This window comes from Pseudomonas sp. C2B4, from assembly GCF_013359695.1.
Taxonomy (GTDB): Bacteria; Pseudomonadota; Gammaproteobacteria; order Pseudomonadales; family Pseudomonadaceae; genus Aquipseudomonas.
The window spans coordinates 1-23,801 of record NZ_JABFMU010000034.1; the positions used below are offsets into that span (position 1 = coordinate 1).

Here is a 23,801-nt window from a genome sequence, read left to right on the forward strand (position 1 = left end):
CTCCCACAGTGGATTTGCGTACACCAATCCATTGTGGGAGCGAGCCTGCTCGCGAAGGGGCCGGTTCAGGCGACAGAAATCCAAGGCTGGTCTTTACTCTGAAGCGCGCCCCCCTCATTCGCCAAGGAGAAAGAGCATGTCTGGATGGTATGAAGTGAGCAAAAGCAGCAGCGGTCAGTTCAGGTTTGTGCTGAAGGCGGCGAACGCCGAAACCATTCTGACCAGTGAGCTGTACACCACCCGCGCCGCGGCCGACAAAGGCATTGCGTCGGTCCAGGCCAACAGCCCGCTGGATGAGCGCTACGAGAAAAAAACCACCAAGGACGGTCATCCGTATTTCAACCTCAAGGCTGGCAATCACGAGATCATCGGCAGCAGTGAGGCCTACTCCTCACCGACGGCCATGGAAAAAGGCATCGCCAGCGTGAAGGCCAACGGGCCGACCAAGGTGATCAAGGACAAGACCTTGCCAGTTCTCTGAATTCAACACATATCCCCTGTGGGAGCGAGCCTGCTCGCGAAGGCGGCGTGTCAGTCGACATCATTGTTGAATGTCATACCGTATTCGCGAGCAGGCTCGCTCCCACATTGGTTTTATGTCTGGCCTGAGATCAACGCAGGGCTTTCAACAAACCTTGCAACTGACCAACCCCCGCTTCACCCAAAGGGAACACCGGCAACCGCGGATCACCCACCTCCAGCCCGGTTTCGCGCAGCCCTGCCTTGATCGTCGCCGGCAAGCCGCCCTTGAGGATGAAGTCCAGCAGCGGCAACTGGCGATAGAACAGTTCGCGTGCCTTGCCCAGATCGTTGGCCAACACCGCTTCGTACAGATCCAGATTGAGCTGCGGGATCAGGTTCGGTGCCGCCGTGCACCAGCCCTTTGCCCCGGCCGCGAAGGCTTCCAGCGCCAGTGGGTTGCAGCCGTTGTAGAACGGCACCTGACCTTCGCCCAGACGCTGCAATTGATGCATGCGCTGGATGTCGCCGGTGCTCTCCTTGACCATGGTCACGTTTTCCACGCCCTTGACGATGCGCAGGATCAGGTCCACCGACATGTCAGTGCCGCTGGTGGCCGGGTTGTTGTAGAGCATGATCGGCACGCCGATGCTGTCGCCGATGGCGCGGTAATGGGCAAGGATTTCCGCTTCGCTGAGTTTCCAGTAGGACGTCGGCAGCACCATGACCACATCGGCACCATGAGCTTCGGCGAAACGGGCGCGGCGTACCGCTTTGGCGGTGGTCAGGTCGGACACGCTGACGATGGTCGGCACCCGTTTTGCCACGTGCTTGATGCTGAATTCGGCAACCTGGTCCCACTCCGCATCGCTCAGGTAAGCGCCTTCGCCGGTGCTGCCCAGCGGCGCGATGGAATGCACGCCGCCGTCGATCAAGCGGTCAATGGAGCGCCCGAGGGCGTCGAGGTCCACACCCTCGCCGTTGGCGGAGAATGGGGTGATGGTGTAGCCGATGATGCCGTGAATGTTGGGGCTGGACATGGTGTCTCTCCGTTGAAAAAGGGCTGGGTTCAGTTCAGGCAATCGGCGTGTTGACGCAGGTTCTGCCGGGCGTAGTAGTTGAACGCGGCGGCGTGACGCTTGGGCCGGGCGATCCAGTCGTGGGCTTCGCGGCCCAGCTCGGGAATGATCGGTTTGATGGTTCCGGCGCTCATCGCCAGCAGTTGCAGCTTGGCGGCGCGTTCGATCAGTTGGGCGATCACGCAGGCTTCCTCAATGGTGCTGCCGGTGGACAACTGGCCGTGGTGGGAAAGCAGCACGGCGCGTTTGTCGCCCAAGGCCCCGGCAATCAGATCACCTTCTTCGTTACCCACAGGCACACCTGGCCAGCCTTCAAGAAAGGCGCAGTCTTCATAGAGCGGGCAGAGGTCCATGTGGGAAATCTGCAGTGGCACTTCGAGCATCGACAAGGCCGCGACGTGGGTCGGGTGGGTGTGAATGATGCAGTTCACATCCGGCCGGGCGCGGTACACCCAGCTATGGAAACGGTTGGCCGGATTCGGCATGCCGTGGCCTTCGAGCACTTCCAGGTCTTCGTTGACCAGCAACAGGTTGCTCGTGGTGATTTCGTCGAAACCCAGGCCCAGTTGTTGAGTGTAATAGGTGCCAGGCTGCGGGCCTCGGGCGGTGATTTGCCCGGCCAGACCTGAATCATGGCCATTCTCGAACAGAATGCGGCAGGTCAGGGCCAGCTTTTGCCGGTCGGTCCACGTATTATCCGCGAGGGTGTTTTGCATCTGGCTCAGCGCTTGCTTGACCAGTTGATCTTTGGGCAGTGCTAATGTCTTGGCCATATCGGTGTCCTCTTTGGGTGGGTCATGCAGATGACACGAAAGATGCTATATGACACGTTGTGTCATGAGCAAGGACAATTCGTCACCTCCTTGATGGATTAATCGCTCTACATGTCTATCCGTTTGAAATTATTGAGAAAAAAACTTGGCGTGACATTGGAAGCCTTGGCGGAAAAGTCCGGCATGACCAAGAGTTACCTGTCGAAGGTCGAGCGCGGCTTGAACACGCCGTCGATTGCGGCTGCGCTGAAACTGGCCAAGGCCCTGAATGTGAAGGTCGAGGAGCTGTTTTCCGAGGACAAGGTCAGTCTCGACAGCTATAGCCTGGTTCGCAGTCACGAGCGCCAACCATTGGGCGCCAGTGGCAACAACCCGGGTTACGCGGTGCTGGCCCACCAGGTCAGCGAACGCAGCCTGTTGCCGTTCATCATCTACCCACCGACCGAGTTCACCGACAAAGCTTTCAAGGAGCACTTGGGCGAGGAGTTTCTGTTCGTCCACGAGGGGCAGGTGGAAGTGGATTTCGTCAGCGAGCGCGTGCTGCTCAACCGTGGCGATGCATTGCACTTCAACTCACAGAAACCGCACCGGATCCGTTCGGTGGGCGAGGTGCAGGCGCAGTTGCTGGTGGTGGTGCATAGCACCGAGGAATGAGTTGACCTTAAAAACTTCGCGAGCAGGCTCGCTCCCACAGGAGGAATGCATTCCATTGTGGGAGCGAGCCTGCTCGCGAAAACATCAGCTCGAACACCACTAAACTTCGACGGGAACCGACAGCTTCGGGCTCCCCAGCGCATGCGTCTTCGAATCAAAAAACCGCAACTCAGCCCCCGTCCCCTCGAACACCTTCGCGTAATGCCGCTTCTGATGCTGGATGAACGCCTTGCTGCGCGGGTAAATCGAGATCGCCACGACCTTCGGTTTCGCCTGGCGCAAGGCGTGAACGATGTGGCTGTCCTGCTCGCCCAGTGCATGGCCGAAAATGCACAGGCCGTCGCCATGGTCGAGCAACTGGTCGTAGCAGAACGACAGGTAATCCGAGCTGCGAATGGTCTTGAGTTTGTCCGCGCTCGGCCCTTCGTTGATGAACAGCGGCACGTCATCGAGGGTCTTGATGGTGTTGTTGATCGCGAAACTGCCCAGCAACGTACCCTCGGTCGACATCAGTTTTCGCGCCGTACCGTCCTGATTGCGCACCAGATGCAGGCCACCGTGCAGGTACAGCAGGCGGGTCTTGTCGGTGGCGGTGGCGCTCAGGTCGAAAGAGGGTTCGGCCCCTTGAAACAGGTCGGTGATGGCCTCGGGTTGTTGCTGGATTGCCCAGTGGTTGAGCAGGTCGTAGTTGGTGGTGAACACCGTGCGGTAACGGCTCAGTTCCTGATTGATCGTCGCCAGGGTTGACGCTTGAACCAACCGCCACGGGATGTGCACCGCGTGCACGGTGTTGATCAGGGCTTCCTTGATCGCGTAGTAACGATTGCGCGGCGCGGCGGAGCTGACGGCCAGGGCCTTGTTGACCCGGCTGGTGGTCTTGAGCGCGCTCAATACCTGCTCGAAACTGCGCGTCTGCATCGCATCGAACACACTCAACTCGGATGGGCTCAGGGGCTTTTCTTCCACCGTGCGGGCGTTTTCGAACAGCGAGTCGTAGCCGAAGTCTTCCCACACCGCACGACTGGCACCGTTGCCCACCAACAGGCCGCCGAACGCAGCGCTGGTGCTCAAGGCGGTCCAGTCTTCAAGGTGGGCGTCGACATCCTGGAAATCGGTCATTGCGATCAAGGTCTCAAAGCAAAAGGTCTGATGGGCGGCGACTTTATCACGGTGTGCGTCTGGATTTTTCGTCGCGCGCCACGGCTTGGGCGAAGAACGTTATGCTTCGACTTCGCCTGAGCCGACATCACCGAGTTCCTGATGCTGCAGAAAAGCCTGATCCGCCGCCTCGACCTGATCACCCTGCAACTGTTCGTCGCCGTCCATGAAGAAGGCACCCTGACCCGTGCCGCCTCGCGTGAGGCGATTGCGGTATCGGCGGCGAGCAAGCGCTTGATGGAGCTGGAAGAGGCGCTGGGCATCAGTCTGTTCGTGCGCCAGGCCAAGGGCATGACGCTGACGCCGGCCGGCGAAACGCTGCTGCATCATGCGCGGCAGATGTTGTTCAACGTGGAGAAAATGGGCCTTGAACTGGGCGAGCACAGCCACGGTGTACGCGGTTATGTGCGGATGCTGGCCAACCTGTCGGCGATCATTCAGTTTCTGCCGGAAGACCTGCGGGACTTTTCCGAACAGCATCCCCAAGTCAAGACCGACCTTGAAGAACGACCCAGCGCCGGCGTGATTCAAGGGGTGCTCGATGGCGTGGCTGACCTTGGGATCTGCTCCATCGACAGCGACATCAAGGACCTGCACAGCGTGCTCTACCGCCAGGACAAGCTGATGGTCCTGATGTTGCCGGATCATCCGTTGGCCAGTCGTTCAAGCCTGGCGTTCGCCGATACGCTGGACAGCGATTACGTCGGGCTGCATGCGGCCAGTTCGATCAATATGCGCACCCATGCCGCCGCGCGTGAAGCGGGCAGGGTATTGCGGGTTCGTATCCATGTGCCGGGTTTCGATGCCATGTGCCGCATGATCCAGGCCAACATGGGCATTGGCGTCCTGCCGCAACGGGCCTACGAATTGTTTGGCCGGGCCTTGGGTTTGCATGCGGTGCCGCTGACCGATGACTGGTCGGATCGGGCGTTGATTCTGGTGGTGCGCGATGAAGCGTTGCTGTCGCCGGTGAGCCGGATGTTGTTTGAGCATTTGCGGGGGCAAGGTTGAGGTTTTGCACTCAGGGCGGGCCTCTTCGCGAGCAGGCTCGCTCCCACGGGGGAATGCATTTCAAATGTGGGAGCGAGCCTGCTCGCGAAGGCATACCTGAGGTCGCGGCGATATCCCGACAGAGCGTTCGCATTTCGCGAACGCCCGTTGCCAACTGAAGGTTGGATTCCCAAGCCCCCGGTCCTCTAGCCTTGGCCACATATTCCAAGAACAAGAGGTACCCCGCGATGACTGCCCCCCTGAGTGCAATCAAAGTGATCGAGATCGGCACGCTGATCGCCGCGCCGTTCGCCGCGCGCATGCTGGCCGAGTTCGGCGCCGAGGTGATCAAGATCGAAGCCATGGGCCAGGGCGATCCCCTGCGCAAGTGGCGCAAGCTCCATGAAGGCACCTCGTTGTGGTGGTACCTGCAATCGCGCAACAAGAAGTCCCTGGCACTGAACCTCAAATCCGCCGAAGGCATCGAACTGGTCAAGCAACTGGCAACCAGCGCCGACGTATTGATCGAAAACCTGCGCCCCGGCGCGCTGGAAAAACTCGGCCTGGGCTGGGACGTGCTGCACGCGCTCAATCCCAACCTGACCCTGGTGCGCATTTCTGGCTACGGCCAGACCGGCCCATACCGTGATCGTCCGGGGTTCGGTGCCATTGGCGAGGCCATGGGCGGCATCCGCTACACCACTGGCACACCGGGTTCGCCGCCGGCACGGGTGGGCGTCAGCCTCGGCGACTCGCTGGCGTCGCTGCACGCGGTAATCGGTGCGTTGATGTCGCTGCTGCGGGTCAAGACCGGGCAGGGCGGCGGGCAAATCGTCGATGTGTCCCTGGCCGAAAGCGTGTTCAACGTCATGGAAAGCCTGGTGCCGGAATACGACATGCTCGGCCATGTGCGTGAGCGCAGCGGCGGCGCGTTGCCGGGCATCGCGCCCTCCAATACGTACCTCACGGCTGATGGCGCTTACGTGGTCATCGCCGGCAACAGCGACCCGATTTACCGTCGCCTGATGCACACCATCGGCCGCGTAGACTTGGCCGAAGATCCCGAGTTCGCCCATAACGACGGGCGTGCAGCCAAGAGCAATCTGCTCGATGCGGCCATCACTCACTGGACCAGCAGCCTGCCGATCGACGACGTACTGGCGGCGCTGGAAGCCGCGGAAGTCCCGGCCGGGCGCATCTATTCGGTGGTCGACATCGTGGCCGACCCGCACTATCAGGCGCGGGACATGCTGCTCAACGCCGAGCTGCCGGGCGGCGCCACGGTGAAAATGCCGGGCATCGTACCGAAACTCTCGGAAACCCCCGGTGGCGTGAACTGGTCGGGTCCCGGACTGGGCCAGCACACCGACGGCATCCTCGCGCAGCTTGGCCTGACGCCGGCCGACATCGAGCGCCTGAAAATCGAAGGAGTGGTGCAATGATCACTGATTATTCCGACCGCCTGATCGTTCAGGAAGTCTCCCCGCGTGATGGCTTGCAGATCGAGCCGACCTGGGTCGAAACCGTCGACAAGATCGCCCTGATCGATCAGTTGTCGCTGGCGGGATTCAGTCGTATCGAAGGCGGTTCGTTCGTGTCGCCCAAGGCCATTCCCGCCCTGCGCGATGGCGAGTTGGTGTTCAAGGGCATCACCCGCCAACCGGGGGTGATCTATGTCGCGCTGATCCCCAACCTCAAGGGCGCGCAACGGGCGCTGGCCTGCAACGCCGATGAGCTGAACCTGGTGATGTCCGCCAGCCAGACCCACAACCTGGCGAACATGCGCATGCGCTGTGAAGACTCGCTGGCCGCGTTCGGCGAGATCGTCCAGTTTGTGGGCGGCTCGCCGGTGCGACTCAACGCCAGCATCGCCACCACCTTCGGTTGCCCGTTCGAGGGCAAGATCGATGAAGACCGGGTGCTGCAGATCGTCGAGGCCTATCAGGAGCTTGGCATCCAGGGCATCACCCTGGCCGACACCACCGGCATGGCCAACCCGCGTCAGGTGGATCGACTGGTGCGGCGGGTCTTGCAACGGGTATCGCCGGCGGACCTGACCCTGCATTTCCACAACACCCGCGGCCTGGGCCTGTGCAACGTGCTGGCGGCCTACGAGGCCGGCGCCCGACGCTTCGACGCGGCACTGGGCGGGCTCGGTGGCTGCCCGTTTGCGCCGGGAGCCTCGGGCAACATCTGCACCGAAGATCTGGTCAACCTGTGCGATGAAATCGGTATTCACACCGGCATCGATTTGCCGCTTTTGCTGAAATTGTCCCGAGGTCTTCCGGCGCTGCTCGGCCACGAAGTGCCCGGTCAACTGGCCAAGGCCGGCCGCAATTGCGACCTGCACCCCGTGCCTTCCTGACACAACCCAAGACCCTTTGGGAGCGAGCCTGCTCGCGAAAGCGGAGTATCAGTCGACATCATCATTGAATGTCAGACCGTCTTCGCGAGCAGGCTCGCTCCCACAGTAAAAGCTTCCACAGCGACCACCTTAACCAGACAACAAAAACAATCGGACACCTACGGAAAGTCCGCCTGGAGAAACGCAATGAGCCTTAATGCATTGGAGGCCGGCGCGAGCCCGGCCGTTAGCCACGACGAAGAAAAAGCCCTGGTCAGCAAGGTCGCCTGGCGGTTGATGCCGTTGATCATGGTCTGCTACCTGTTCGCCTTCTTCGACCGCATCAACATCAGCTTCGCCAAGTTCCAGTTACAGGCCGACCTGAGCCTGAGCGACACCGCCTACGGCCTCGGTGCCGGGTTGTTCGTGGTCGGTTACGTGATTTTCGAAGTGCCCAGCAACATGATGCTGTACAAGGTCGGCGCCCGTCGCTGGATCGCCCGGATCATGATGTCCTGGGGACTGGCCACCGCGCTCATGGTCTTCGTCAACAGCGAATGGCAGTTCTATGTGCTGCGCTTCCTGATCGGTGCGATGGAGGCGGGTTTTGCGCCGGGCGTGCTGTATTACCTGACGCTATGGTTCCCGCAGCACTATCGTGGACGCATCACCTCGATGCTGTTCCTGTCGTCGGCCTTTGCCGGCCTGGTAGGCGCACCGTTCTCCGGATTGGTGCTGCAACATCTCGACGGCTTCCTCGATATGCGTGGCTGGCACTGGTTGTTCCTGCTTGGCGGCGTGCCGTGCATCGGCCTCGGTTTGCTGGTGCTGACCCTGCTCAAGGACCGCATCGAAGACGCCCATTGGCTGACGGCCTCCGAAAAGACGCTGCTGGCCAGTCGCATCGCTCACCATGAACCGCACAAAAGTGGCGGCTCGCTGCTCGCGGCGCTGAAGATTCCGGGGTTCCTGACCCTGGGCCTGATCTACTTCCTGATTCAGGTGGCGTCCTACGGCCTGAACTTCTGGGCACCGCAACTGATCCGCAGCGCCGGTACGGAAAGCCCGGTGATGATCGGTCTGCTGACGGCCATCCCGTACATCTGTGGTGCCATCAGCATGGTGGTGATAGGGCGCCTGTCGGATGCCTCCGGCGAACGACGCAAGTTTGTTGCAGGGTTGGTTGCCGTCGGCGCGATCGGTTTCTTCAGCGCGGGGATCTTCGCCAATCACACAACCTTCCTGATCATCGCGCTGGGCCTGCTCGGCGCCGGCATCATCGCTTCGATTCCGAGCTTCTGGACCTTGCCGCCGAAATTGCTGGCCGGTGCTGGCGCCGGGGCGGCGGGCGGGATCGCGGTGATCAACACCCTGGGTCAGTTCGGCGGCATTGTCAGCCCGGTCATGGTCGGACGGATCAAGGACCTCACCGGCAGCACCACGCCGGCGCTGTATGTCATCGGTGTCTGTGCGTTGATTGCCGTTGCGCTGCTGCTGTGGGGGCTGCCGCAGAAGTTGCGTACGCTGGATAAGTTTTAACGATTCGCAGGCTACGCCGGTTTCTGTTCGGACCACGCATCCGGGCTGGGACTGGCGAAGGCTGCGATCAAATACTGAAATCTGCGACGTCAGATAGATTGCTTACGCGAGCAGGCTTGCTCCCACATTGGATCTATGACCCACTGAAGATCCCCTGTGGGAGCGAGCCTGCTCGCGAAGACTGACTGACAGTCGCTATCGCAGTATTGGCCAATCTCTCAATCCGCTATCACTGACGCGGGTGCCTCCCTTCCACTGCCGGGTCCCTGGCAGTAGCTTTCCCCTGTTCCTCGATATTCGCAGCCCAAGTCGCTGATGAAGTTCTTCGACGATCAGTCAGTCGACAGCTGAAATCCTGATATAGACTGGCGGCCATTCACCAATCAGTTCAAAAGGACTTCCCATGACCCCCTCGCTGCTGATGGCCGTGCTCGCCTCGGGTTTCATTTATGGCATTACCCCGGGGCCTGGCGTGCTGGCGGTGTTCGGCATTGGCGCGGCCCATGGGCGGCGGGCGGGGGCGGGGTTTCTCTGCGGGCATTTGCTGGGTGATGTGATCTGGTGCAGCACGGCGTTGGTGGCGATTGTCGGTGCGCGGGAAATCGGCAGTACCGCGTTCGATGTGCTGGGGGTGCTGAGCGGTCTGTATCTGTTCTGGCTCGGCTGGCGTGCGGTGCGGGCGCGTCGTAACAGCGCCGAAGCCCCTCAGGGGCCGGCGCGCCAGCCGTTCTGGCATGGCATCCTGTTTGGCTTGACCAATCCGAAGGCTTACCCGGTGGCAGTGGCCACGTTTACGGCATTGTTGTCGAGCAGGGCCGAGTTGCTGACCTGGTCGATGCTACCGTGGCTGATCTTCCTGAGCTTCGTCGGTGGCCTTATCGCCTACGCTATCCTCATCGGCATTGTCGGCGCGCGCCGGGTACGCACCTTGTATCAACGCCATGAGCTGGCGATTACCCGGCTGTGCGGGGTGATGTTCATCGGTTTCGCCATCAACGCCCTGGCACATGCCTTGCCGGGGCTGGTAACGAACAAGGCTTGACGCTGATCGCGGGATTGCATCAGTGGCGTACATTTCGGTCAGGGATGGTTTCTTATTGCTGCATCGTCAGGACACGCTCTCGGCACCATGACCACCAGAAATTCCGCTCCGTTGGCGAGCTACATCGACCTCTTGCTGGACGCCGTTTGTGCGGTGGATAAACAAGGTCGCTTCGTATTTGTCAGTGCGGCCTTCGAGCGCATTTTCGGGTACCGCCCCGACGAGATGATCGGCCGGCAAATGATCGATCTGGTGCACCCGGCCGATCGGCAGCGCACCCTCGATGCCGCGCGGGAGATCATGGGTGGCGAGCCCAAACTCAACTTTGAAAACCGTTACCTGTGCAAGGATGGCCGGGTAGTGCACATCCTGTGGTCGGCACGTTGGTCGGAGGTCGACCAATTGCGCATCGCCGTGGCCCGCGACATTACCGAGCGCAAGCAGGCTGAGTCCCGACAGGCGGCGCTGTACGCGATCTCCGAAGCGGCGCACGCGGCGGAGGACTTGCTGGCATTGTTCAAGCGCGTCCATCTGATCATCGGCGAGTGGCTGCCGGCGCTGAATTTTTCCGTGGCGTTGTATGACGAACACTGCGCCCAGCTGAATTTTCCCTATCACGTCGACGATCACGAACTGCAACCCGAGCAGCCCGGCACCATGACTGGACGCCTGTGTGCCGAGGTCATCCGAAGCGGCCAGCCCATCTTGCTGACCCCGGACCAGGAGGCGCCTCCCCAGGGCTTCGAAGCCCTGGTGACCGATCAACATTCTCCCTGCTGGCTGGGTGTGCCGCTGAACTCGCAGAACGGCACCATTGGCGCCTTGATCGTCAAAAGCATTCCCGGCGGCGAACGCTACACCGAGCAGGACAAAGAGCTGTTGCAGTATGTGTGTGCCCAGGTGGCGACGGCGATCGAGCGCAAGCAGTTGCACGCACGGTTGCAGCGCATGGCCGAGTACGACCAGTTGACGCAGCTGCCTAACCGCGAACTGCTGCGCGACCGGCTCAAGGCTGCACTGGAAGCGGCGCGCCAGGACGGCGGGCGCATGGCGCTGCTGTATGTCGACCTCGACCGCTTCAAGCAGGTCAACGACACCCACGGTCATGCGGTGGGGGACATGTTGCTGCAAACCGTCGCCAATCGGCTCAAGGGCTGCGTGCGCGAAACCGACACAGTGGCGCGCATCGGCGGTGACGAATTCGTGGTGCTGTTGCACAGCATCCACGCTTCGGGCGACGCCGATTGCGTGGCCGGGAAGATCCGTCAGGTCCTGGCCCAGCCGCTACGCCTGGACGGGCACAGCCTGCACATCCAGCCCAGTATTGGTGTGGCGCAATATCCTGAACACGGCACGGAAGAGAAGCAGTTGTTCAGGCATGCCGACGAAGCCATGTACACCGCCAAGCGCGCGCAGCACCTGCATCTCGTTTGACAAGCGGCTGCCGTTCGTCGCGGTATGAGCGGATTTTTCTAAACCTTTTGGCACGCGCAAATTCAGATTCTATGCGGGCGCAAGCTCGCCGCGAACATCACCAAGAGGTAGAGAATCATGCCTAACTCAAGAAACTCGAACTCGGGAAACTTCGCCAACGATCGAACCAAGGCGTCTGAAGCCGGTCGCAAAGGTGGGAAAACCACCACTACAACGGTCGATAAAGAGCCTGCGAAACCCGACATGGGCCGTAAAGGCGGACAAGGCGGGCAAAAATCCCGCTAGTGGATGAAGGTGGTTTTGATTGAGAAGCGGGGGCGAAAGCTCCCGTTTGAATTTTTAAAGGAGGGCGCGACCATGAACCGGATGGCCACCCGTTTTCGCAACAGCGTTTTTGTCACTTTACTGGGCCTGTTTGCGAGCAGTGCCTTCGCCCAGACGCCTACAGAATTCATCAACGATGCCTCGGCCAAAGGTATCGCCGACATCGAAGCCAGCCGCCTGGCGCATCAGAAAACCGAGTCCAAAGAGATCAAGGACTACACCATCGTAGTGATCAACGACCGCACCACCGCCAACCAGCACCTGGCGAAAATTGCCAAACAGCTGGACTTGCCGGTGGCACCGCGCGAAGAGGTGGTGAATAAGGCCAAGGCCTTGATGCCCGAAGTCATGGAAGGGACGAACTTTGATGAAGCCTACGCGGCCAGTCAGGTGAAAACCACTCAGGAAGCCATCGAGCAGCTCGAACAAACGGCGCAAACCACCGACGTACCGGAAATCAAGGCATTCGCCGAAGAAACCTTGCCCAAGCTGCAGACTCACCTGCAAATGGCCAGAGCCCTGCAGGCCAGCCGCTAGCCATTCGCCTGTGCGGGTGACCTTCGGCCACCCGCGCATTGCTCATCAGCACTCATTCAAATCCTGCTTGCCTTTCTCCTCAACGACCGTGCCGTCAATGGAAATGGTCTGTCCCTCGCCCAGGCTGCGATAGTGCTTTCTCAGCGCCTCCAGTTCCTTGAGGTCCAGCGCCTCGAGTCCGAGCATGGCGTTCTGCGCGTCCTTGGTCACCCGCAGCAACTCATCGACTTTCAAATGCAAAATGTCGGTATCGCGGTTCTGCGTGTTCTGGATCAGGAACACCATCAGGAAGGTGATGATGGTGGTCGAGGTATTGATGATCAGTTGCCAGGTGTCATTGAACTGAAAGATCGGCCCGCTCAACCCCCACAGGAAAATCAGCAGGATTGCTCCCAGGAACGTCTTGGGGCTGCCGGCCCATAGGGCAAGTTTTTGTGCGATGTTTGCGAATTTCATGGCCGTTTTCCTTTTGAGAGGGCGCCTGAATTTCAGACAGTGACGGCACGTTGAAAATTCTACTTACATTTACTCATTCTCCGGGAAAAGCCCGGGGTGGCCATGGGTTAAGATGCGTTGGCATCCACGACAGGAGAACGCAATGAGTTGGTCCGCCAAACAATACGTCGCTTTTGAAGATGAACGCACACGTCCCGCCCGTGACCTGCTGGCGGCGATTCCCGCAGGGGAGGTGCGTTCGGCCGTCGACATCGGATGCGGTCCCGGCAATTCAACCGAGTTGCTGGTGGAGCGCTTTGCCGGCGCCGCGGTGCGCGGGCTGGACAGTTCGGCCGACATGATCGAAGCCGCGCGCAAGCGCTTGCCGCAGGTGCAGTTCGATATCGCGGACATCGACACCTGGAATGACAAGGGGCCTTTCGATGTGATTTTTGCCAACGCCGTGTTGCAGTGGGTGCCCGATCACGCCACGTTGTTGCCTTCGCTGGTTGGCAAGCTTGCTCCCGGTGGCAGTCTGGCGATTCAGATGCCGGACAACCTGAATGAGCCTTCGCACCGGTTGATGCGTGAAGTTGCAGCTAACGGTCCCTGGGCGGGCAAACTGGCCGGCGCCGCCGGGCAACGCACCGAAATGGCCGATGCCGGCGGCTATTACTCAATCCTGAAAGCCTGCTGCTCCCGTGTCGATGTGTGGCGCACCACCTACCATCATCCGCTGGCGGGTGGTGCATCGGGTGTGGTCGAGTGGTTCAAGGGCAGCGGTCTGCGGCCGTTTCTCGATCCACTGGATGAAACGGAACGGGCGGCGTATCTGAAGCGGTATCTGGCGGCCATCGAACAGGCCTATCCGGCGCTGGCCGATGGTTCGGTGTTATTGCCGTTTCCGCGATTGTTTCTGGTGGCGACTCGCTGATGCGAAAAAAGGGGCGGATGACGATCGTGTCATCCGCCCCTTTTCTTTGCGCGCCTGGCACTCAAGTACTCAAAAATAAATGAAGCAAAGCCGAACAACCCAATCATTGAAATGATAATGATCCCCAACTCTGAACTGTCCATGCTGACCTCTTGGCGAACGGTGAGCAGGGAGAATAAGGGATCTTTCTTTTGGCTTATCGCAGCGCTACGGCTTCTTTACGGGGGCGCGTGGATCTATACGCAAACGATACGAGTGGCTGCCAGAAACACTCAGCGTTGAACGCTGACCAGCATCATCATCGGTCGCTCCCGTTCTTCGGCCAGTGCCGGTTGGGCCGCGACCTGGGCATCGGTGGGCCCCCATTCATTGACATGCTGGATACTGAAACCCGCTGCAATCAGGGTGTTGAGCAACGTGCCAAGGGTACGGTGCTGCTTGATCACGCCGTCCGCCAGCCAGTTGGTTACGCGCTCGCCTTCCAGTTGATAGCTATCCACGGGCCAGCTTTTTCGGCCCTCGGCATCGGTGATCCATCCGGGGTTGCGCGGTGCCATGAAAATCGGGTGTTCGATGGAAAAAACGAAATACGCGCCGGGTTTAAGCGCTGCATGAATATTGGCGAACAGTCCCGGCAAGTCCTTGATGTAGTGCAGGGCGAGGGAACTGTAGGCCAGATCGAAACGGGCGGCTGGTAGATCGAGGTGTTCCAGGTCGGCGCGTTCGTAGCGGATGTGGGGGGCGGACGTTGTGGTGCGCGCCTGTTCAAGCATTTTTTCCGATACATCGAGGCCGAGCACGCTGTGGGCGCCTTGTTCACTGGCCCAACGGCAAAACCAACCGTAGCCGCAACCAAGATCCACCACCGCCAAGCCTTGCATCGGCGGCAACATTGTTTTCAGCGCGGGCCATTCCGGCGCGGCATCGAGGCCGTTGATAGAGCGGGCCATCTGGCTGTAGCCCAAGAAAAAGTCGGGGTCGTCGTAGATGTTTTGAGTCATGACGAAGTCCATGTCCCGGAAAAAGAAGTTCCGAACATAGTACCGGACTGAGTCGGCAACAGGGATTGAGGTTCGAGACGTCGGGACTCGCAGTTCAGGTGCCAATCCATGGCAATACTGCTCATTGAAACGAAGAATGCTGAAAACTGTACTTCGTCTGCGATGCCATGTGTAAAGGATGGGGTTCGCTTGTATCTGGCATCCAGGTACAAAGTTGGTCGATAGGGCCTTGACCCTATCGACTCAAGCATTAACGAATGCTTCGGATGTTACCTTTGTTGCCTTTTACAGTGACGTCAACTTGCTTGAAGATGAAGTAGTCTTTTTGAGTAACTTCATAGCGAGGGGCGATAATCAGGTCAGCGCCCGACGATTTGACGGCTTTATAGGCGGCTGCGGACTTCACTGCGGCAACCGGGTCCAGCAAGCCACTCAGGCCACCGCCGCTGTCGCCACCGTAGGAAACGCCATCAACGAACTGGTTGTCGCCACCAATTTTCAGAACGCCAAACAGGATGTTAACTGCCGATTTACCGGTGATTTCCTCACCGACAGTTACATCAGCTTTCAAATCGGTTTTTACTGCGCTTTCGATCGGAGACGAAGGCTGGCTGGCGTTGTAGCTCACGCAGCCGCTGGAGATTGCAATGACGAGTCCAAGGGTTGCAAATTTGAAAATCTTATCCATGTTTAATCTCACTCTTTCTCAACGGAAACATCAGGTTTGTTTGTTTTGGCCATTTTTGTTGCCGTGAGATGGTACTAACTTTAAAGGTGAAGAAAGGATAGGAACGGTCCTGCAAATGATAAGGAGGCATCTGAAAGAAAAGGTGAAAGAGTCCTACAGGTTTGTGCAAGCTTTATTGAGTAAGTAGTCTAAAAGCAGTGGTGCACTAGTTTGGCCGGCTGGCGCGATAAAGTTTGGATTTGCTAAATAAGGTCGAAAGTGGAGAGCGAGTGATTAAGCATTGGTTGAATGTGTCACGGGTGTTTTTGGGTTGAATCCCAACCACAAAAAACCGGCCACTCGGGCCGGTTGATTCGTCACCTTAAATGTCATCAGCCCTGCTGCAACACCTTCAATGCTGCCGAGGCGAGAAAGCCTGAACGGCTTTTCTCCTCCGGGTGGTGCAGCACGTACTCGTCGATACGGTTAAGCAGGTAGCCAGGCAGTGTGATGTTCAGCTTCTGGGCCTTGCCCAGATATTTGGTCACGTCAATGTCCACCAAGGCCCACGCACACCCCGCGTATTTTGGGTTGGCTGCGTGCAAAGTCACCTTATTCGCGGGCGGAATGGGCGACCCGTCTTCGGCCAGAATCTCGAAATGGCCTTCAATGGCTTCCCGGGCCATGGCCATCGCGTCATCCAGATCTTCGCCAGCGGAAAAGCATCCCGGAATGTCGGGGATCTCCACGCCCCAGGCGTGTTCGTCATCGCCCATTGAAATCGCAATTGGGTAAAGCATGTTCATTGTCCTCCCAGGACTGGGCGCATCAGGCTCGTTAGAGCAGCGCCTGTTGCAAAATACTGATGGCCGTTTTCTTGATCAGATCCTTCTTTGGATGGGGAACTGTCACCAGCCCCGGCTTCGTTGGATGCTTGAAGTGATGATGGCTGCCTCTGATTCGCACCAGATACCAGCCGTCCGCAATGAGTTGGCTTATCAAGAATCGGCTATTCACATCACCTCCTTGTGGTGTGCTTGTGGTTACTATACCTACTGAATTTTATGAATCAACACTATAACCACCAAAGCCGTCCTGGCTTAGATGACATAGGGTGGTAGGGATCGAGTCTAGAGGGCGCTACAGCGATGGCTTCACGCAGGGCTGAACTGAGGTGCTTTGTGTATTGCGAGGTTTTACCGAAAGGGTCGCCCGCTCAAATCCCGGCCGAAGATGACCAACCCTTTCGCGCATTGGCAGGCGCTTCAGGTAGCTATCAGGAGACAAACCCCAGACACAAAAAAACCGGCCATCAAGGCCGGTTTTTTCTTTACCTGCATCCCCCGTCGAAAACCAACGTGAGACCGAAATTCGATTGGAGCGGGTGAAGGGAATCGAACCCTCGTTATCAGCTTGGGAATCTATTACGCCTGCTATATCAGGTCATCACATGGGATATCAATTAGGGTCTGTAGCTCAGTAGAATCGCGGCTCTCGGAAAGGTGGTGCAGATCCGCTTGTCTCACGCGGTCTCACCTTAGTTCAGGCCAACTGTCACCAGGAACTGTCACCAATGCTCACGGAAAAGCAGATTCAGGCCCTCAAGCCCAAGGAAAAGGACTATGTGATGTCGGACGGGCGCACCGCTCGGGGCGAAGGTGTCCTGGTGCTCAAGGTCCGGCCAAACGGGACAAAGGAGTTTTACTTCCAGCGGCATGTTGGCGGTAGAAAAGTGATGTCCAAGCTCGGCAGCTGGCCCGACATGAAGCTCACGACGGCGCGAGAAAAATCCCGGGGCGAAAAAGAGATCAAGCTTTCCCCTGGGACACTCCAGGATCTGATTGACTCCTACGTCAACAAGCTCGAAACCGAGCAGGCCGCGTCAGCCAGCGATGTGAAGTGGTCACTGAATCACTACGTCAGCAAGTCTTTCCCGGACTTGGTGAGGCGTCCTGCCTCGTTAGTTGGTCCAGCCGAAGTCCGTAACATCATCGCCAAGATGATCAACGACGGCATCACGACCTACTGCAACCGTGTTCGGTCACAGTTGCACGCAGCATTTCAGATGGGGTTGGAGCAGGAATTTAACCCGCGCAGTTATCTGGATGTGAAGGTGAAGTTTGGCCTGATCAGCAATCCGGTTGCCAGTGTTCCTGTCCAGGGCGACTGGGAGCAGCCGGGAGATCGAGCACTTTCCCCTGATGAATTGGCAACGCTCTGGCAGATGTTGCCTGAGCATTTGAGTCTGGTGACGTCCGAACTCCTGAAGTTCTTAATCGCATCCGGTGGCCAGCGTCCAGAACAAGTGCTGGCGACAGAGCGTGGGCAATACTTCGATGATCACCTAATCATCCGCAACAAGAAGGGTAGGGGCATTGATGGTGAGAGGTCGCTCCATGTAGTGCCATACAACAAGTTGATGCGCCAGTGCCTGAAAACGATGAACGAGGTTAACGAAAACAGTGCATTCCCGTTCGAAGGCAAGGCCGAGGGTAAGGGTTTGCACACTCAATCACTGTCGCGAGCGGTCACAAAACTCTATAGCCGGCACAAGAAAGAATTCAACGGACCATTTACGTTGCGGGACATTCGACGTACCTGCAAAACCCTGATGGGCGTTGCCGGAATGAGCAAAGAGTTACGGGACAGGATTCAGGGGCATGCCTTTAACGACGTATCGTCGAAACACTACGACCGTTACGACTACTTCAAGGAGAAGAAAGCCGGCTTGCTGCGATGGTCGACGTGGCTCCAAAAGAACGTGCTCGATGCACCGACCAAGAATAAGTGAGGCCGCTTACGCGGCCTCGGTGGATTTCCATTGGTTGGGGTTGGTTTGCCAATCGGTGATGGCGGACTCCCGCCAGCCAACTCGACCAGCAGAGATGTTTACTGGTTTTGGGAAGCGGCCTCGCTTGATCTCCCGCCATAACGTCGCATGGGAGAAAGATGTTGCTTCCAGAACGTCTCTTTCTCGTAGGAAGCGATCGAGTTTTTTTGTCATGAGGTCGCCTCATTAATCAGGTCAACCATGACAAAGCCCCACCAATCCAGTGATTGCCCACCACAACTCTTGTGAGGCCAAAAAACCAATACCGGCAAAGAAACCAAGTGCTATTGCTTTAATGCTCACGGCTTCACCTCAGCGTGCATAACGTTTCTCCCGGGCTGCTCGAGCAGCAACCCTATCTGCCATAAAGGCAGCCCATTCCTCAGCCTTGTATTGTTGTCGAATACGACTGCAGGTTTGGTGTCTCCGCGTAGAACGCGCTTTCCCGCAGATATCACAGATGCTTGGCAGATCAAGCCGGTGGCTAGCCATGGTTGGGCGTTCACGCATTTTCCACCTCCACGGTGTAAATGGTCATGTCGCCCAGCGCCGCGCCCTGGTTGCGCCGGATGCGCTTGAGCTGCTGGTGTTGGGTGGCACCGGCGCCGAAAAGGAAAACGACCGACGTTGCGTTGGCGCTGGCGACTTCCCGCAGGCGATCAAGCAAGCCGGTGTAGCTGAGCGGGTCGGTCAGTTGGGTGAAGGCCTGATCTTGGCTCTCCAGGGCGTGCAAGATCTCGGTTGCCTGATCGAGGGCGACGATTTCAGTTCGCATGGGGCACCTCCCGGGTCGAGAACTCGACTAGCCATTGACGTGCGCCGCCCTCTGCGACCTCACCGTTGCGGTCGCCATTGTTGGTGCAGTACAGGGTGTGGCCGATGAAAACGTCGATGGCGCCAAGTTTGTGGAACCACTTCGCAACGGCAGTTGAGTCGTAGAATGAGGCGTCCCAGATGTACAGCGCTGCTGTCCAGCGGCTGTCGTTGCGCCAGATGGCCGCACACTCGCCCAGGGCGCCGGACTTCGGGCAATCACCGCCGGTCATGAACTTCTGAATTTGTTCGCAGGTGATCGGTGGTGGTGTCTGATCGGCTTGCGGCTGCTCGGCCAGCAGGGCTTCAATTTCCTTGAGCCGCTCCTGGGCGTCGGTGACGTAAGACGGATCGAAGCCGTTGGGAACGCGGGGGCGGCAGCCTGCCAGCCAGATGACTTTCTGGCAGGCGTCCAGGTCACGGTGGATCTTCTTCAAATGCTCGACGGACACTAGACGCAGGTCGGCGGCTGGCGTGGTAGCCTCGGCGACGCCGCCGTTGTGGGTTTGAGCTTGCATGGTTCTCTCCTTTCAGTGGTGGTCGGTGCCGAGGGGTTGCAGCCCCTCGGCACCACTTCCAGTTAATTCATTACCTGGTCAATACGGGGCGTATTCAGACGCAATGGTTTGAAGTACTTCCAAAGGTGCTGCACGGTGCTCGTTGGCGAGTCCCAACAAGTCGCTAAGCACATTGACCAAGGCCATTACCTGCGCGCAGTTATGTAGGCCTCGCGGATCAAGGTCACGGATGAAGTTGAGCCCTTGAGTTAGTGCATCGACGTAAACCGGCACCAACTTATTCACGGTGAATAGCAGGTGCTCTTTCTTTTCCTGAATGGTTTGACCAAACACACTTGCCTCTTCAACGGTGAGTTGATGCATTGCTTCAATGTGCGGCGGTTTGTCGAGAAAGTTCCTGCCCTTAAGCCGGACATCAATCATTCGGCTTCGGACCGCGTCGCTACATTTCACAGGCTGGTTTGCGCTGATAATCAAGGTGCCTTTAAATGTCACCTCTCGCGTCTCCTCACGCGTTCCGTAGCTGGCGGAGCCGCCGTTGTAGAGCGTTTTGATTTCATCCCAGTCGAACGGCGCGGCTGATTCAGGCTGGTCCTGATAAACGATCGAATCGGTGCCGGTTTGCTCAAGGTTGCGCAAACGTGCGGTCTTGGTGGCATGCTCAGGCGAGCAGCAACGGTAGTTTTCTTTTCCAATGAGTTTCGACAAGTAGCTGAGTAGAACGCTGCTACCGCTGCCAGCAGGGGCAGTTATTTCCAGGAAGGGATAGCTGTTCTGATTGGCACGTAACTCGTTTGCGTGTTGTGCACCGATCCACCACGCCAACGCAACTACACCTTCGGGGCCATACACAGCCCAAAAGTCATCAAAGCGGATGGCCTTTCTCAATTCGTTTTGCATGGTTCTCTCCTTTCAGTGGTGGTAGGCGCCGAGGGGTTGCAGCCCCTAAGTGCCTTCTCGTTGTTTACTTGGCGAGCCAGATCAATACGTCAGGTACCTGAATAGCCGTGACAGCGATCAGTGCGACTGTTGCGATCGTGCTGATCAGGTCGCTCAACAACTCCCTGCTACCCCGTTGGGCTGTTTCGTTGGTGCGCTGCATGGTTCTCTCCTTTCAGTGGTTGCCGGTTGCAGCCGGCGTTACATGTCGCTGTCTGGCTTTCGCACCAGGTGCAGCTCCAAGCCTTCGAATTCGTTGTTGTCCTCAATGCTCGATTGCCAATCCAGTACCGCCTGGATCTGCTGTCGCGAGCAGTTCAGTACCAAAATCTCGCGCTGACCGTCTGTTGCCCGAACCTCCAAGATGTCAACGAGTCCCTCTGCGCCGTAGGCATCGGCCTGTACGGTTTTCCGGTGATCGTTGCCCATTTGGCGCATCACCTCGGTGACGCGGTCCTGCAGGGGAGCCGATGTGTCACTACCGGCGAGTATTTGAATTTGCATTCATATGTCCTGTCGGCGATTGACGGTCAGGCCTGAAAAATCCAGCACTTCACGATGGGTTGCTTGGTGATGACAGCGTTGGAGTGTTTGGCCTGGTGGGCACGCACCGCGCTGTCAGTTGCCTTGTTCGTGTCGATCAATTTTCGAGAGCGGGAATCTTTCAAGCGCTCCCTCAATTCGCCGATATCGGCAACCTTCTGGCGGTGCTCGGCCGCGCACTTGACGAAGTCGTTGAGGTTGATGGCGATGGTGTTGTCTTTCTTGCTGTGATTGACCACCGGGCCGTCAGCGTCCAGGCCTTCGAGGTACTCGTACACTTCCCAGAATTCAGCCACCACCGGGTGATCCGAGCTGATCGAGGCCTGACGCTCGATGGCCATGCGGATGATTTGAGTCCGGGTGTGGCTGATTTGCGGCTCGCTGAGGGGCACGACCAGGCGCAGGCAATCGAGCAGGGCGAGCAGTTGGGCGTGGTTTTTGTTGATCCGCTCCACACGGATGTAGCCGCGCAGCTTGTTACCGCAGTGGGCACATTGGTCGTGCTCATTTTTGAATGGCGTTTCGCACGCGAAGCAATGGCTGTGAAGGGTGCGCAGTTTTGCTTCATAACCGGGCACGCGATTGGCAAACAGCTCCAGCACTTCCGATTCTTTACGTACCGCTTGCAGCAGGAAGTTGCTGAGCTTCGAACCTTCCAGCGAGTTGAGCAGGTCTGCCGCCGCGCGGCTTTCAGCTGTCACGGTTGGCCGCACAAAATGCAATTTCACAATCCGGGTCATGATCGCCTCGGACGCAACAACTGGTGCGTTCTGACTGATGGCAATGGTGGCGCGGAAGGGTGGCTCGTAGGTTTCGTTGCCAGCGGTTTTGACACCCTTGGTCGCGAGTGTGCCACCGCCGTAGTAGTCCTTCAGTTCGTCCCATTCGAACGTTTTGGCGTGCGCCTTATCGTCGCCGCTGCGATCCGATTCCAGCAGCACGACGGGCATGCCGGAGATTTGGCCCATCAAGCGGCTACGGCCGGCTTTGGTGGATTTGGATGGGTCGAAGCCTTCGTATCCTTCGCGGCCCAGCAATTTCCAAAGCAAGGTGAGCAGGGTGGTTTTGCCGGCACCGGCTTCGCCTGTGGCCTCCAGGAAGGGAAACGACTGGTACCGAGCGCGGATCTGCTCGGCGAAGAGCGAGCCGAACCAGAAGGTCAGCGCAACGGTGCCCTGGGCGCCGAAGCATTGCCAGAGCAAATTCAACCATTGCTGGTCGTAGTCTTTGGCGTCCTTCTGCAGGGCGATCTTCACGCCTTTTTGCAGGCTCTTGAGTTTCAGCTTGCCCATCTCGAAGAACTCCTCTTCGTTGATGGTGATGAGCTGGCCTTCCCGAACAGCGATGTCGTTGAACACGTAGCAGCCGTACTCCCTGCTGTAGCCGACGTAGTCGATGGTTTTAACGGTTTTGATGCCGAAGAGCTGGTCTTTCATGATCTTGTCCAACTGTTGTCCACTACCGGTGAACACGGCCCCGGCGCCCATGCCGAGCAGTCTTTTCTTGAATTCGCTGGCCGCTGCGACCTGGCCGCCGGTGAATGTGTTTTTCACCGAGCCACCGTCGTGGGGGAAGTCGACGCGGAAGAAGTACCAGGACTCGTCGGTAATCTCGTTGCGCTGGAAATACAGGGCCTTGGGATAGCAGTTGGCGATCTCGACGACGCAGCCGGACATGTGCAGCGCCTTGGCGCGCCGAGCCTTGTCGTTCAACTGTTGGTCTTCGTGGTTATCGCTGGCATCCAGTGCCTGCATGGCGCTGTTGAACTTCGAGATGTCCAATTTCCACCAGTACAGGCGGGAGTCGAAGCCGAAGTGAAACTCTTCGCGCTCGCGCCACTGGTACATCAGCAAGGCTTTCTCCACGGCGCTTTCTGCGATCAGTAGGGCACCGTGGTGCTTGGCGTCGTCCAGCTCTTTGTCGATCCGCTGGGTGCGGGCTTCGACGTCATCCATGAACGCCCAACGCTGGTGCAGATCGTTCCAATCGACCTTGCGCGAATCAGGCTGTGGGATCTGTGCCGCGTCACAGGTAAAGCCAAGGTCACGAGCCTGACGGACCCACATGCGGGTGTATTTGTGTGCACCTGGTTCGTTGTCCAATGCCCAGATCAGCTTTGGAGTCTTACCGCTGCGAGCGGTGATCAGGGCTTTCAGCGATTCCTCTGGGTAGGCGTTCGAGGACAGCGCGGCGACGGCGGGAATGCCGTTCTGTACCAAAGCTATGGCATCGAAGATGCCTTCTACGATCCACAGTTCTTCGACCTGTAGAAGATCCACGCAGGGTGGCACCCACCAGTAGCCTTTGTAGCTTTCGCCAGGCTTGAAACGCGCTTTCTTCTTGCCGAAGCGGTTCGGCTTGTCGATGAGCCGCTCCCAATAACCGCCCTTGTCGAGTGGAAAGCGAACGGTGGCCGAGCCAATGTTCAGGTCCCGATCAAAGTAGTTTTCCTGGGTGTACCAGCCTTCAATCATCCCAAGGTCGAACCCGCGGGCGAACGTCAGGTAAGCCTTGGCACTCGCTGCAGGTTGATCGTCGGTGGCCGGGGCGCGCTTGCTCCAGTCGTCGAACAGGTCGCTGTACAGCTCCTTGACCGGTTCCATGTATCGACATTTCTGCTCGCGACCGCAGCGGATGAACCATGGCTCGTCGTAGCGGGAAAACAGCCGCCGCTGGTTGCACTGCGGGCAGGTTCCCTTGCGCATGTATTGGGTGCCGGCCATGTGCTGCAGACCAAAGTCGGCCTCGAGCCGCTGCAGTACATCAGCGCGCAGTTGATGGTCCATGG

Annotated in this window: 27 protein-coding genes; 12 read left to right on the top strand and 15 right to left on the bottom strand. The window is 58.4% G+C overall.

The window, feature by feature from the left end; genetic code table 11:
- The first annotated feature begins 136 nt into the window (after positions 1-136).
- Positions 137-481 carry a YegP family protein gene (locus tag HNQ83_RS19980; RefSeq protein WP_175390521.1) on the top strand — a complete coding sequence of 115 codons (345 nt, stop codon included), beginning with the start codon at positions 137-139 and terminating at the stop codon, positions 479-481.
- Between the two features lie 130 nt (positions 482-611).
- On the opposite strand, the gene HNQ83_RS19985 is transcribed toward HNQ83_RS19980, so the two are convergent.
- Entirely contained in the window at positions 612-1,499 is an 888-nt protein-coding gene (locus HNQ83_RS19985; protein ID WP_175390522.1) for a dihydrodipicolinate synthase family protein, read from the bottom strand.
- A gap of 29 nt (positions 1,500-1,528) precedes the next feature.
- On the bottom strand, positions 1,529-2,311 hold the full coding sequence (locus HNQ83_RS19990; protein ID WP_175390523.1) for an aldolase: 783 nt from the start codon (positions 2,309-2,311) through the stop codon (positions 1,529-1,531).
- Positions 2,312-2,422: 111 nt separating this feature from the next.
- On the opposite strand from HNQ83_RS19990, the gene HNQ83_RS19995 reads away from it, so the two are divergent.
- Complete coding sequence (locus tag HNQ83_RS19995) at positions 2,423-2,965, top strand: helix-turn-helix domain-containing protein (protein ID WP_175390524.1); 543 nt, start codon at positions 2,423-2,425, stop codon at positions 2,963-2,965.
- Between the two features lie 99 nt (positions 2,966-3,064).
- Here the strand turns inward: HNQ83_RS19995 and HNQ83_RS20000 are convergent, their stop codons facing one another.
- Entirely contained in the window at positions 3,065-4,084 is a 1,020-nt protein-coding gene (locus HNQ83_RS20000; protein WP_175390525.1) for a DUF4917 family protein, read from the bottom strand.
- A 141-nt stretch (positions 4,085-4,225) separates the two neighbouring features.
- Between HNQ83_RS20000 and HNQ83_RS20005 the strand changes: the two genes are divergently transcribed.
- The 8 genes from HNQ83_RS20005 to HNQ83_RS20040 all read left to right on the top strand — a co-directional run bounded on the left by HNQ83_RS20005 (position 4,226) and on the right by HNQ83_RS20040 (position 12,333).
- Positions 4,226-5,134, top strand: a complete 909-nt coding sequence (locus HNQ83_RS20005; protein ID WP_175390526.1) for a LysR family transcriptional regulator — start codon at positions 4,226-4,228, stop codon at positions 5,132-5,134.
- A 227-nt stretch (positions 5,135-5,361) separates the two neighbouring features.
- Entirely contained in the window at positions 5,362-6,555 is a 1,194-nt protein-coding gene (locus tag HNQ83_RS20010) for a CaiB/BaiF CoA-transferase family protein (protein WP_175390527.1), read from the top strand.
- Positions 6,552-7,478, top strand: coding sequence for a hydroxymethylglutaryl-CoA lyase (locus HNQ83_RS20015; RefSeq protein WP_175390528.1), 927 nt, complete (start codon positions 6,552-6,554; stop codon positions 7,476-7,478). Before HNQ83_RS20010 ends, HNQ83_RS20015 begins: the two co-directional genes overlap by 4 nt.
- A 186-nt stretch (positions 7,479-7,664) precedes the next feature.
- Positions 7,665-8,996 carry an MFS transporter gene (locus HNQ83_RS20020; RefSeq protein WP_175390529.1) on the top strand — a complete coding sequence of 444 codons (1,332 nt, stop codon included), beginning with the start codon at positions 7,665-7,667 and terminating at the stop codon, positions 8,994-8,996.
- A gap of 403 nt (positions 8,997-9,399) precedes the next feature.
- Complete coding sequence (locus tag HNQ83_RS20025; RefSeq protein ID WP_175390530.1) at positions 9,400-10,038, top strand: LysE family translocator; 639 nt, start codon at positions 9,400-9,402, stop codon at positions 10,036-10,038.
- An 87-nt stretch (positions 10,039-10,125) separates the two neighbouring features.
- On the top strand, positions 10,126-11,472 hold the full coding sequence (locus tag HNQ83_RS20030; protein ID WP_175390531.1) for a bifunctional diguanylate cyclase/phosphodiesterase: 1,347 nt from the start codon (positions 10,126-10,128) through the stop codon (positions 11,470-11,472).
- 117 nt (positions 11,473-11,589) lie between these two features.
- Entirely contained in the window at positions 11,590-11,757 is a 168-nt protein-coding gene (locus HNQ83_RS20035; RefSeq protein WP_095195453.1) for a KGG domain-containing protein, read from the top strand.
- 72 nt (positions 11,758-11,829) lie between these two features.
- The gene (locus HNQ83_RS20040; protein ID WP_175390532.1) at positions 11,830-12,333 is read left to right on the top strand and encodes a DUF4142 domain-containing protein; all 504 of its coding nucleotides are present in this window, start codon (positions 11,830-11,832) and stop codon (positions 12,331-12,333) included.
- A 45-nt stretch (positions 12,334-12,378) separates the two neighbouring features.
- Here HNQ83_RS20040 and HNQ83_RS20045 read toward each other — a convergent pair whose 3' ends face one another.
- Entirely contained in the window at positions 12,379-12,789 is a 411-nt protein-coding gene (locus tag HNQ83_RS20045; protein ID WP_175390533.1) for a low affinity iron permease family protein, read from the bottom strand.
- 142 nt (positions 12,790-12,931) lie between these two features.
- Between HNQ83_RS20045 and tam the strand changes: the two genes are divergently transcribed.
- Entirely contained in the window at positions 12,932-13,702 is a 771-nt protein-coding gene (gene tam, locus HNQ83_RS20050) for a trans-aconitate 2-methyltransferase (protein ID WP_175390534.1), read from the top strand.
- Positions 13,703-13,974: 272 nt separating this feature from the next.
- Here the strand turns inward: tam and HNQ83_RS20055 are convergent, their stop codons facing one another.
- The 4 genes from HNQ83_RS20055 to HNQ83_RS20070 all read right to left on the bottom strand — a co-directional run bounded on the left by HNQ83_RS20055 (position 13,975) and on the right by HNQ83_RS20070 (position 16,387).
- On the bottom strand, positions 13,975-14,703 hold the full coding sequence (locus HNQ83_RS20055; protein WP_175390535.1) for a bifunctional 2-polyprenyl-6-hydroxyphenol methylase/3-demethylubiquinol 3-O-methyltransferase UbiG: 729 nt from the start codon (positions 14,701-14,703) through the stop codon (positions 13,975-13,977).
- A gap of 250 nt (positions 14,704-14,953) precedes the next feature.
- Positions 14,954-15,391 (bottom strand): hypothetical protein, encoded by a 438-nt coding sequence (locus HNQ83_RS20060; RefSeq protein ID WP_175390536.1) that lies wholly within the window; start codon positions 15,389-15,391, stop codon positions 14,954-14,956.
- A 371-nt stretch (positions 15,392-15,762) separates the two neighbouring features.
- Complete coding sequence (locus HNQ83_RS20065) at positions 15,763-16,170, bottom strand: type II toxin-antitoxin system HicB family antitoxin (protein ID WP_175390537.1); 408 nt, start codon at positions 16,168-16,170, stop codon at positions 15,763-15,765.
- Positions 16,171-16,207: 37 nt separating this feature from the next.
- Complete coding sequence (locus HNQ83_RS20070; RefSeq protein ID WP_175390538.1) at positions 16,208-16,387, bottom strand: type II toxin-antitoxin system HicA family toxin; 180 nt, start codon at positions 16,385-16,387, stop codon at positions 16,208-16,210.
- 556 nt (positions 16,388-16,943) lie between these two features.
- Here HNQ83_RS20070 and HNQ83_RS20075 point away from each other — a divergent pair.
- Positions 16,944-18,161: an integrase family protein gene (locus HNQ83_RS20075; protein ID WP_175390539.1), complete on the top strand. Its 1,218-nt coding sequence runs from the start codon at positions 16,944-16,946 to the stop codon at positions 18,159-18,161.
- A gap of 6 nt (positions 18,162-18,167) precedes the next feature.
- Here HNQ83_RS20075 and HNQ83_RS20080 read toward each other — a convergent pair whose 3' ends face one another.
- The 7 genes from HNQ83_RS20080 to HNQ83_RS20110 all read right to left on the bottom strand — a co-directional run bounded on the left by HNQ83_RS20080 (position 18,168) and on the right by HNQ83_RS20110 (position 23,799).
- A complete protein-coding gene (locus HNQ83_RS20080) occupies positions 18,168-18,374 on the bottom strand; it encodes an AlpA family transcriptional regulator (RefSeq protein WP_175390540.1) in 207 nt (68 codons plus the stop codon).
- Positions 18,375-18,702: 328 nt separating this feature from the next.
- Entirely contained in the window at positions 18,703-18,975 is a 273-nt protein-coding gene (locus HNQ83_RS20085) for a hypothetical protein (protein WP_175390541.1), read from the bottom strand.
- Positions 18,965-19,531, bottom strand: coding sequence for a hypothetical protein (locus HNQ83_RS20090; RefSeq protein ID WP_175390542.1), 567 nt, complete (start codon positions 19,529-19,531; stop codon positions 18,965-18,967). Before HNQ83_RS20090 ends, HNQ83_RS20085 begins: the two co-directional genes overlap by 11 nt.
- A gap of 78 nt (positions 19,532-19,609) precedes the next feature.
- Positions 19,610-20,431 (bottom strand): hypothetical protein, encoded by an 822-nt coding sequence (locus HNQ83_RS20095; RefSeq protein WP_175390543.1) that lies wholly within the window; start codon positions 20,429-20,431, stop codon positions 19,610-19,612.
- Between the two features lie 64 nt (positions 20,432-20,495).
- Entirely contained in the window at positions 20,496-20,633 is a 138-nt protein-coding gene (locus tag HNQ83_RS20100; RefSeq protein ID WP_175390544.1) for a hypothetical protein, read from the bottom strand.
- 38 nt (positions 20,634-20,671) lie between these two features.
- Complete coding sequence (locus tag HNQ83_RS20105; RefSeq protein WP_175390545.1) at positions 20,672-20,974, bottom strand: hypothetical protein; 303 nt, start codon at positions 20,972-20,974, stop codon at positions 20,672-20,674.
- Between the two features lie 26 nt (positions 20,975-21,000).
- Entirely contained in the window at positions 21,001-23,799 is a 2,799-nt protein-coding gene (locus HNQ83_RS20110; protein ID WP_175390593.1) for a toprim domain-containing protein, read from the bottom strand.
- Positions 23,800-23,801: the final 2 nt, after the last annotated feature.

What these genes read in the sequence shown, in the direction of transcription:
- HNQ83_RS19980 (WP_175390521.1), top strand. Translation starts at nt 137, where the DNA reads ATGTCTGGATGGTATGAAGTGAGCAAAAGCAGCAGCGGTCAGTTCAGG.
- HNQ83_RS19985 (WP_175390522.1), bottom strand. Translation starts at nt 1,499, where the DNA reads ATGTCCAGCCCCAACATTCACGGCATCATCGGCTACACCATCACCCCA.
- HNQ83_RS19990 (WP_175390523.1), bottom strand. Translation starts at nt 2,311, where the DNA reads ATGGCCAAGACATTAGCACTGCCCAAAGATCAACTGGTCAAGCAAGCG.
- HNQ83_RS19995 (WP_175390524.1), top strand. Translation starts at nt 2,423, where the DNA reads ATGTCTATCCGTTTGAAATTATTGAGAAAAAAACTTGGCGTGACATTG.
- HNQ83_RS20000 (WP_175390525.1), bottom strand. Translation starts at nt 4,084, where the DNA reads ATGACCGATTTCCAGGATGTCGACGCCCACCTTGAAGACTGGACCGCC.
- HNQ83_RS20005 (WP_175390526.1), top strand. Translation starts at nt 4,226, where the DNA reads ATGCTGCAGAAAAGCCTGATCCGCCGCCTCGACCTGATCACCCTGCAA.
- HNQ83_RS20010 (WP_175390527.1), top strand. Translation starts at nt 5,362, where the DNA reads ATGACTGCCCCCCTGAGTGCAATCAAAGTGATCGAGATCGGCACGCTG.
- HNQ83_RS20015 (WP_175390528.1), top strand. Translation starts at nt 6,552, where the DNA reads ATGATCACTGATTATTCCGACCGCCTGATCGTTCAGGAAGTCTCCCCG.
- HNQ83_RS20020 (WP_175390529.1), top strand. Translation starts at nt 7,665, where the DNA reads ATGAGCCTTAATGCATTGGAGGCCGGCGCGAGCCCGGCCGTTAGCCAC.
- HNQ83_RS20025 (WP_175390530.1), top strand. Translation starts at nt 9,400, where the DNA reads ATGACCCCCTCGCTGCTGATGGCCGTGCTCGCCTCGGGTTTCATTTAT.
- HNQ83_RS20030 (WP_175390531.1), top strand. Translation starts at nt 10,126, where the DNA reads ATGACCACCAGAAATTCCGCTCCGTTGGCGAGCTACATCGACCTCTTG.
- HNQ83_RS20035 (WP_095195453.1), top strand. Translation starts at nt 11,590, where the DNA reads ATGCCTAACTCAAGAAACTCGAACTCGGGAAACTTCGCCAACGATCGA.
- HNQ83_RS20040 (WP_175390532.1), top strand. Translation starts at nt 11,830, where the DNA reads ATGAACCGGATGGCCACCCGTTTTCGCAACAGCGTTTTTGTCACTTTA.
- HNQ83_RS20045 (WP_175390533.1), bottom strand. Translation starts at nt 12,789, where the DNA reads ATGAAATTCGCAAACATCGCACAAAAACTTGCCCTATGGGCCGGCAGC.
- tam (WP_175390534.1), top strand. Translation starts at nt 12,932, where the DNA reads ATGAGTTGGTCCGCCAAACAATACGTCGCTTTTGAAGATGAACGCACA.
- HNQ83_RS20055 (WP_175390535.1), bottom strand. Translation starts at nt 14,703, where the DNA reads ATGACTCAAAACATCTACGACGACCCCGACTTTTTCTTGGGCTACAGC.
- HNQ83_RS20060 (WP_175390536.1), bottom strand. Translation starts at nt 15,391, where the DNA reads ATGGATAAGATTTTCAAATTTGCAACCCTTGGACTCGTCATTGCAATC.
- HNQ83_RS20065 (WP_175390537.1), bottom strand. Translation starts at nt 16,170, where the DNA reads ATGCTTTACCCAATTGCGATTTCAATGGGCGATGACGAACACGCCTGG.
- HNQ83_RS20075 (WP_175390539.1), top strand. Translation starts at nt 16,944, where the DNA reads ATGCTCACGGAAAAGCAGATTCAGGCCCTCAAGCCCAAGGAAAAGGAC.
- HNQ83_RS20080 (WP_175390540.1), bottom strand. Translation starts at nt 18,374, where the DNA reads ATGACAAAAAAACTCGATCGCTTCCTACGAGAAAGAGACGTTCTGGAA.
- HNQ83_RS20085 (WP_175390541.1), bottom strand. Translation starts at nt 18,975, where the DNA reads ATGCGAACTGAAATCGTCGCCCTCGATCAGGCAACCGAGATCTTGCAC.
- HNQ83_RS20090 (WP_175390542.1), bottom strand. Translation starts at nt 19,531, where the DNA reads ATGCAAGCTCAAACCCACAACGGCGGCGTCGCCGAGGCTACCACGCCA.
- HNQ83_RS20095 (WP_175390543.1), bottom strand. Translation starts at nt 20,431, where the DNA reads ATGCAAAACGAATTGAGAAAGGCCATCCGCTTTGATGACTTTTGGGCT.
- HNQ83_RS20100 (WP_175390544.1), bottom strand. Translation starts at nt 20,633, where the DNA reads ATGCAGCGCACCAACGAAACAGCCCAACGGGGTAGCAGGGAGTTGTTG.
- HNQ83_RS20105 (WP_175390545.1), bottom strand. Translation starts at nt 20,974, where the DNA reads ATGCAAATTCAAATACTCGCCGGTAGTGACACATCGGCTCCCCTGCAG.
- HNQ83_RS20110 (WP_175390593.1), bottom strand. Translation starts at nt 23,799, where the DNA reads ATGGACCATCAACTGCGCGCTGATGTACTGCAGCGGCTCGAGGCCGAC.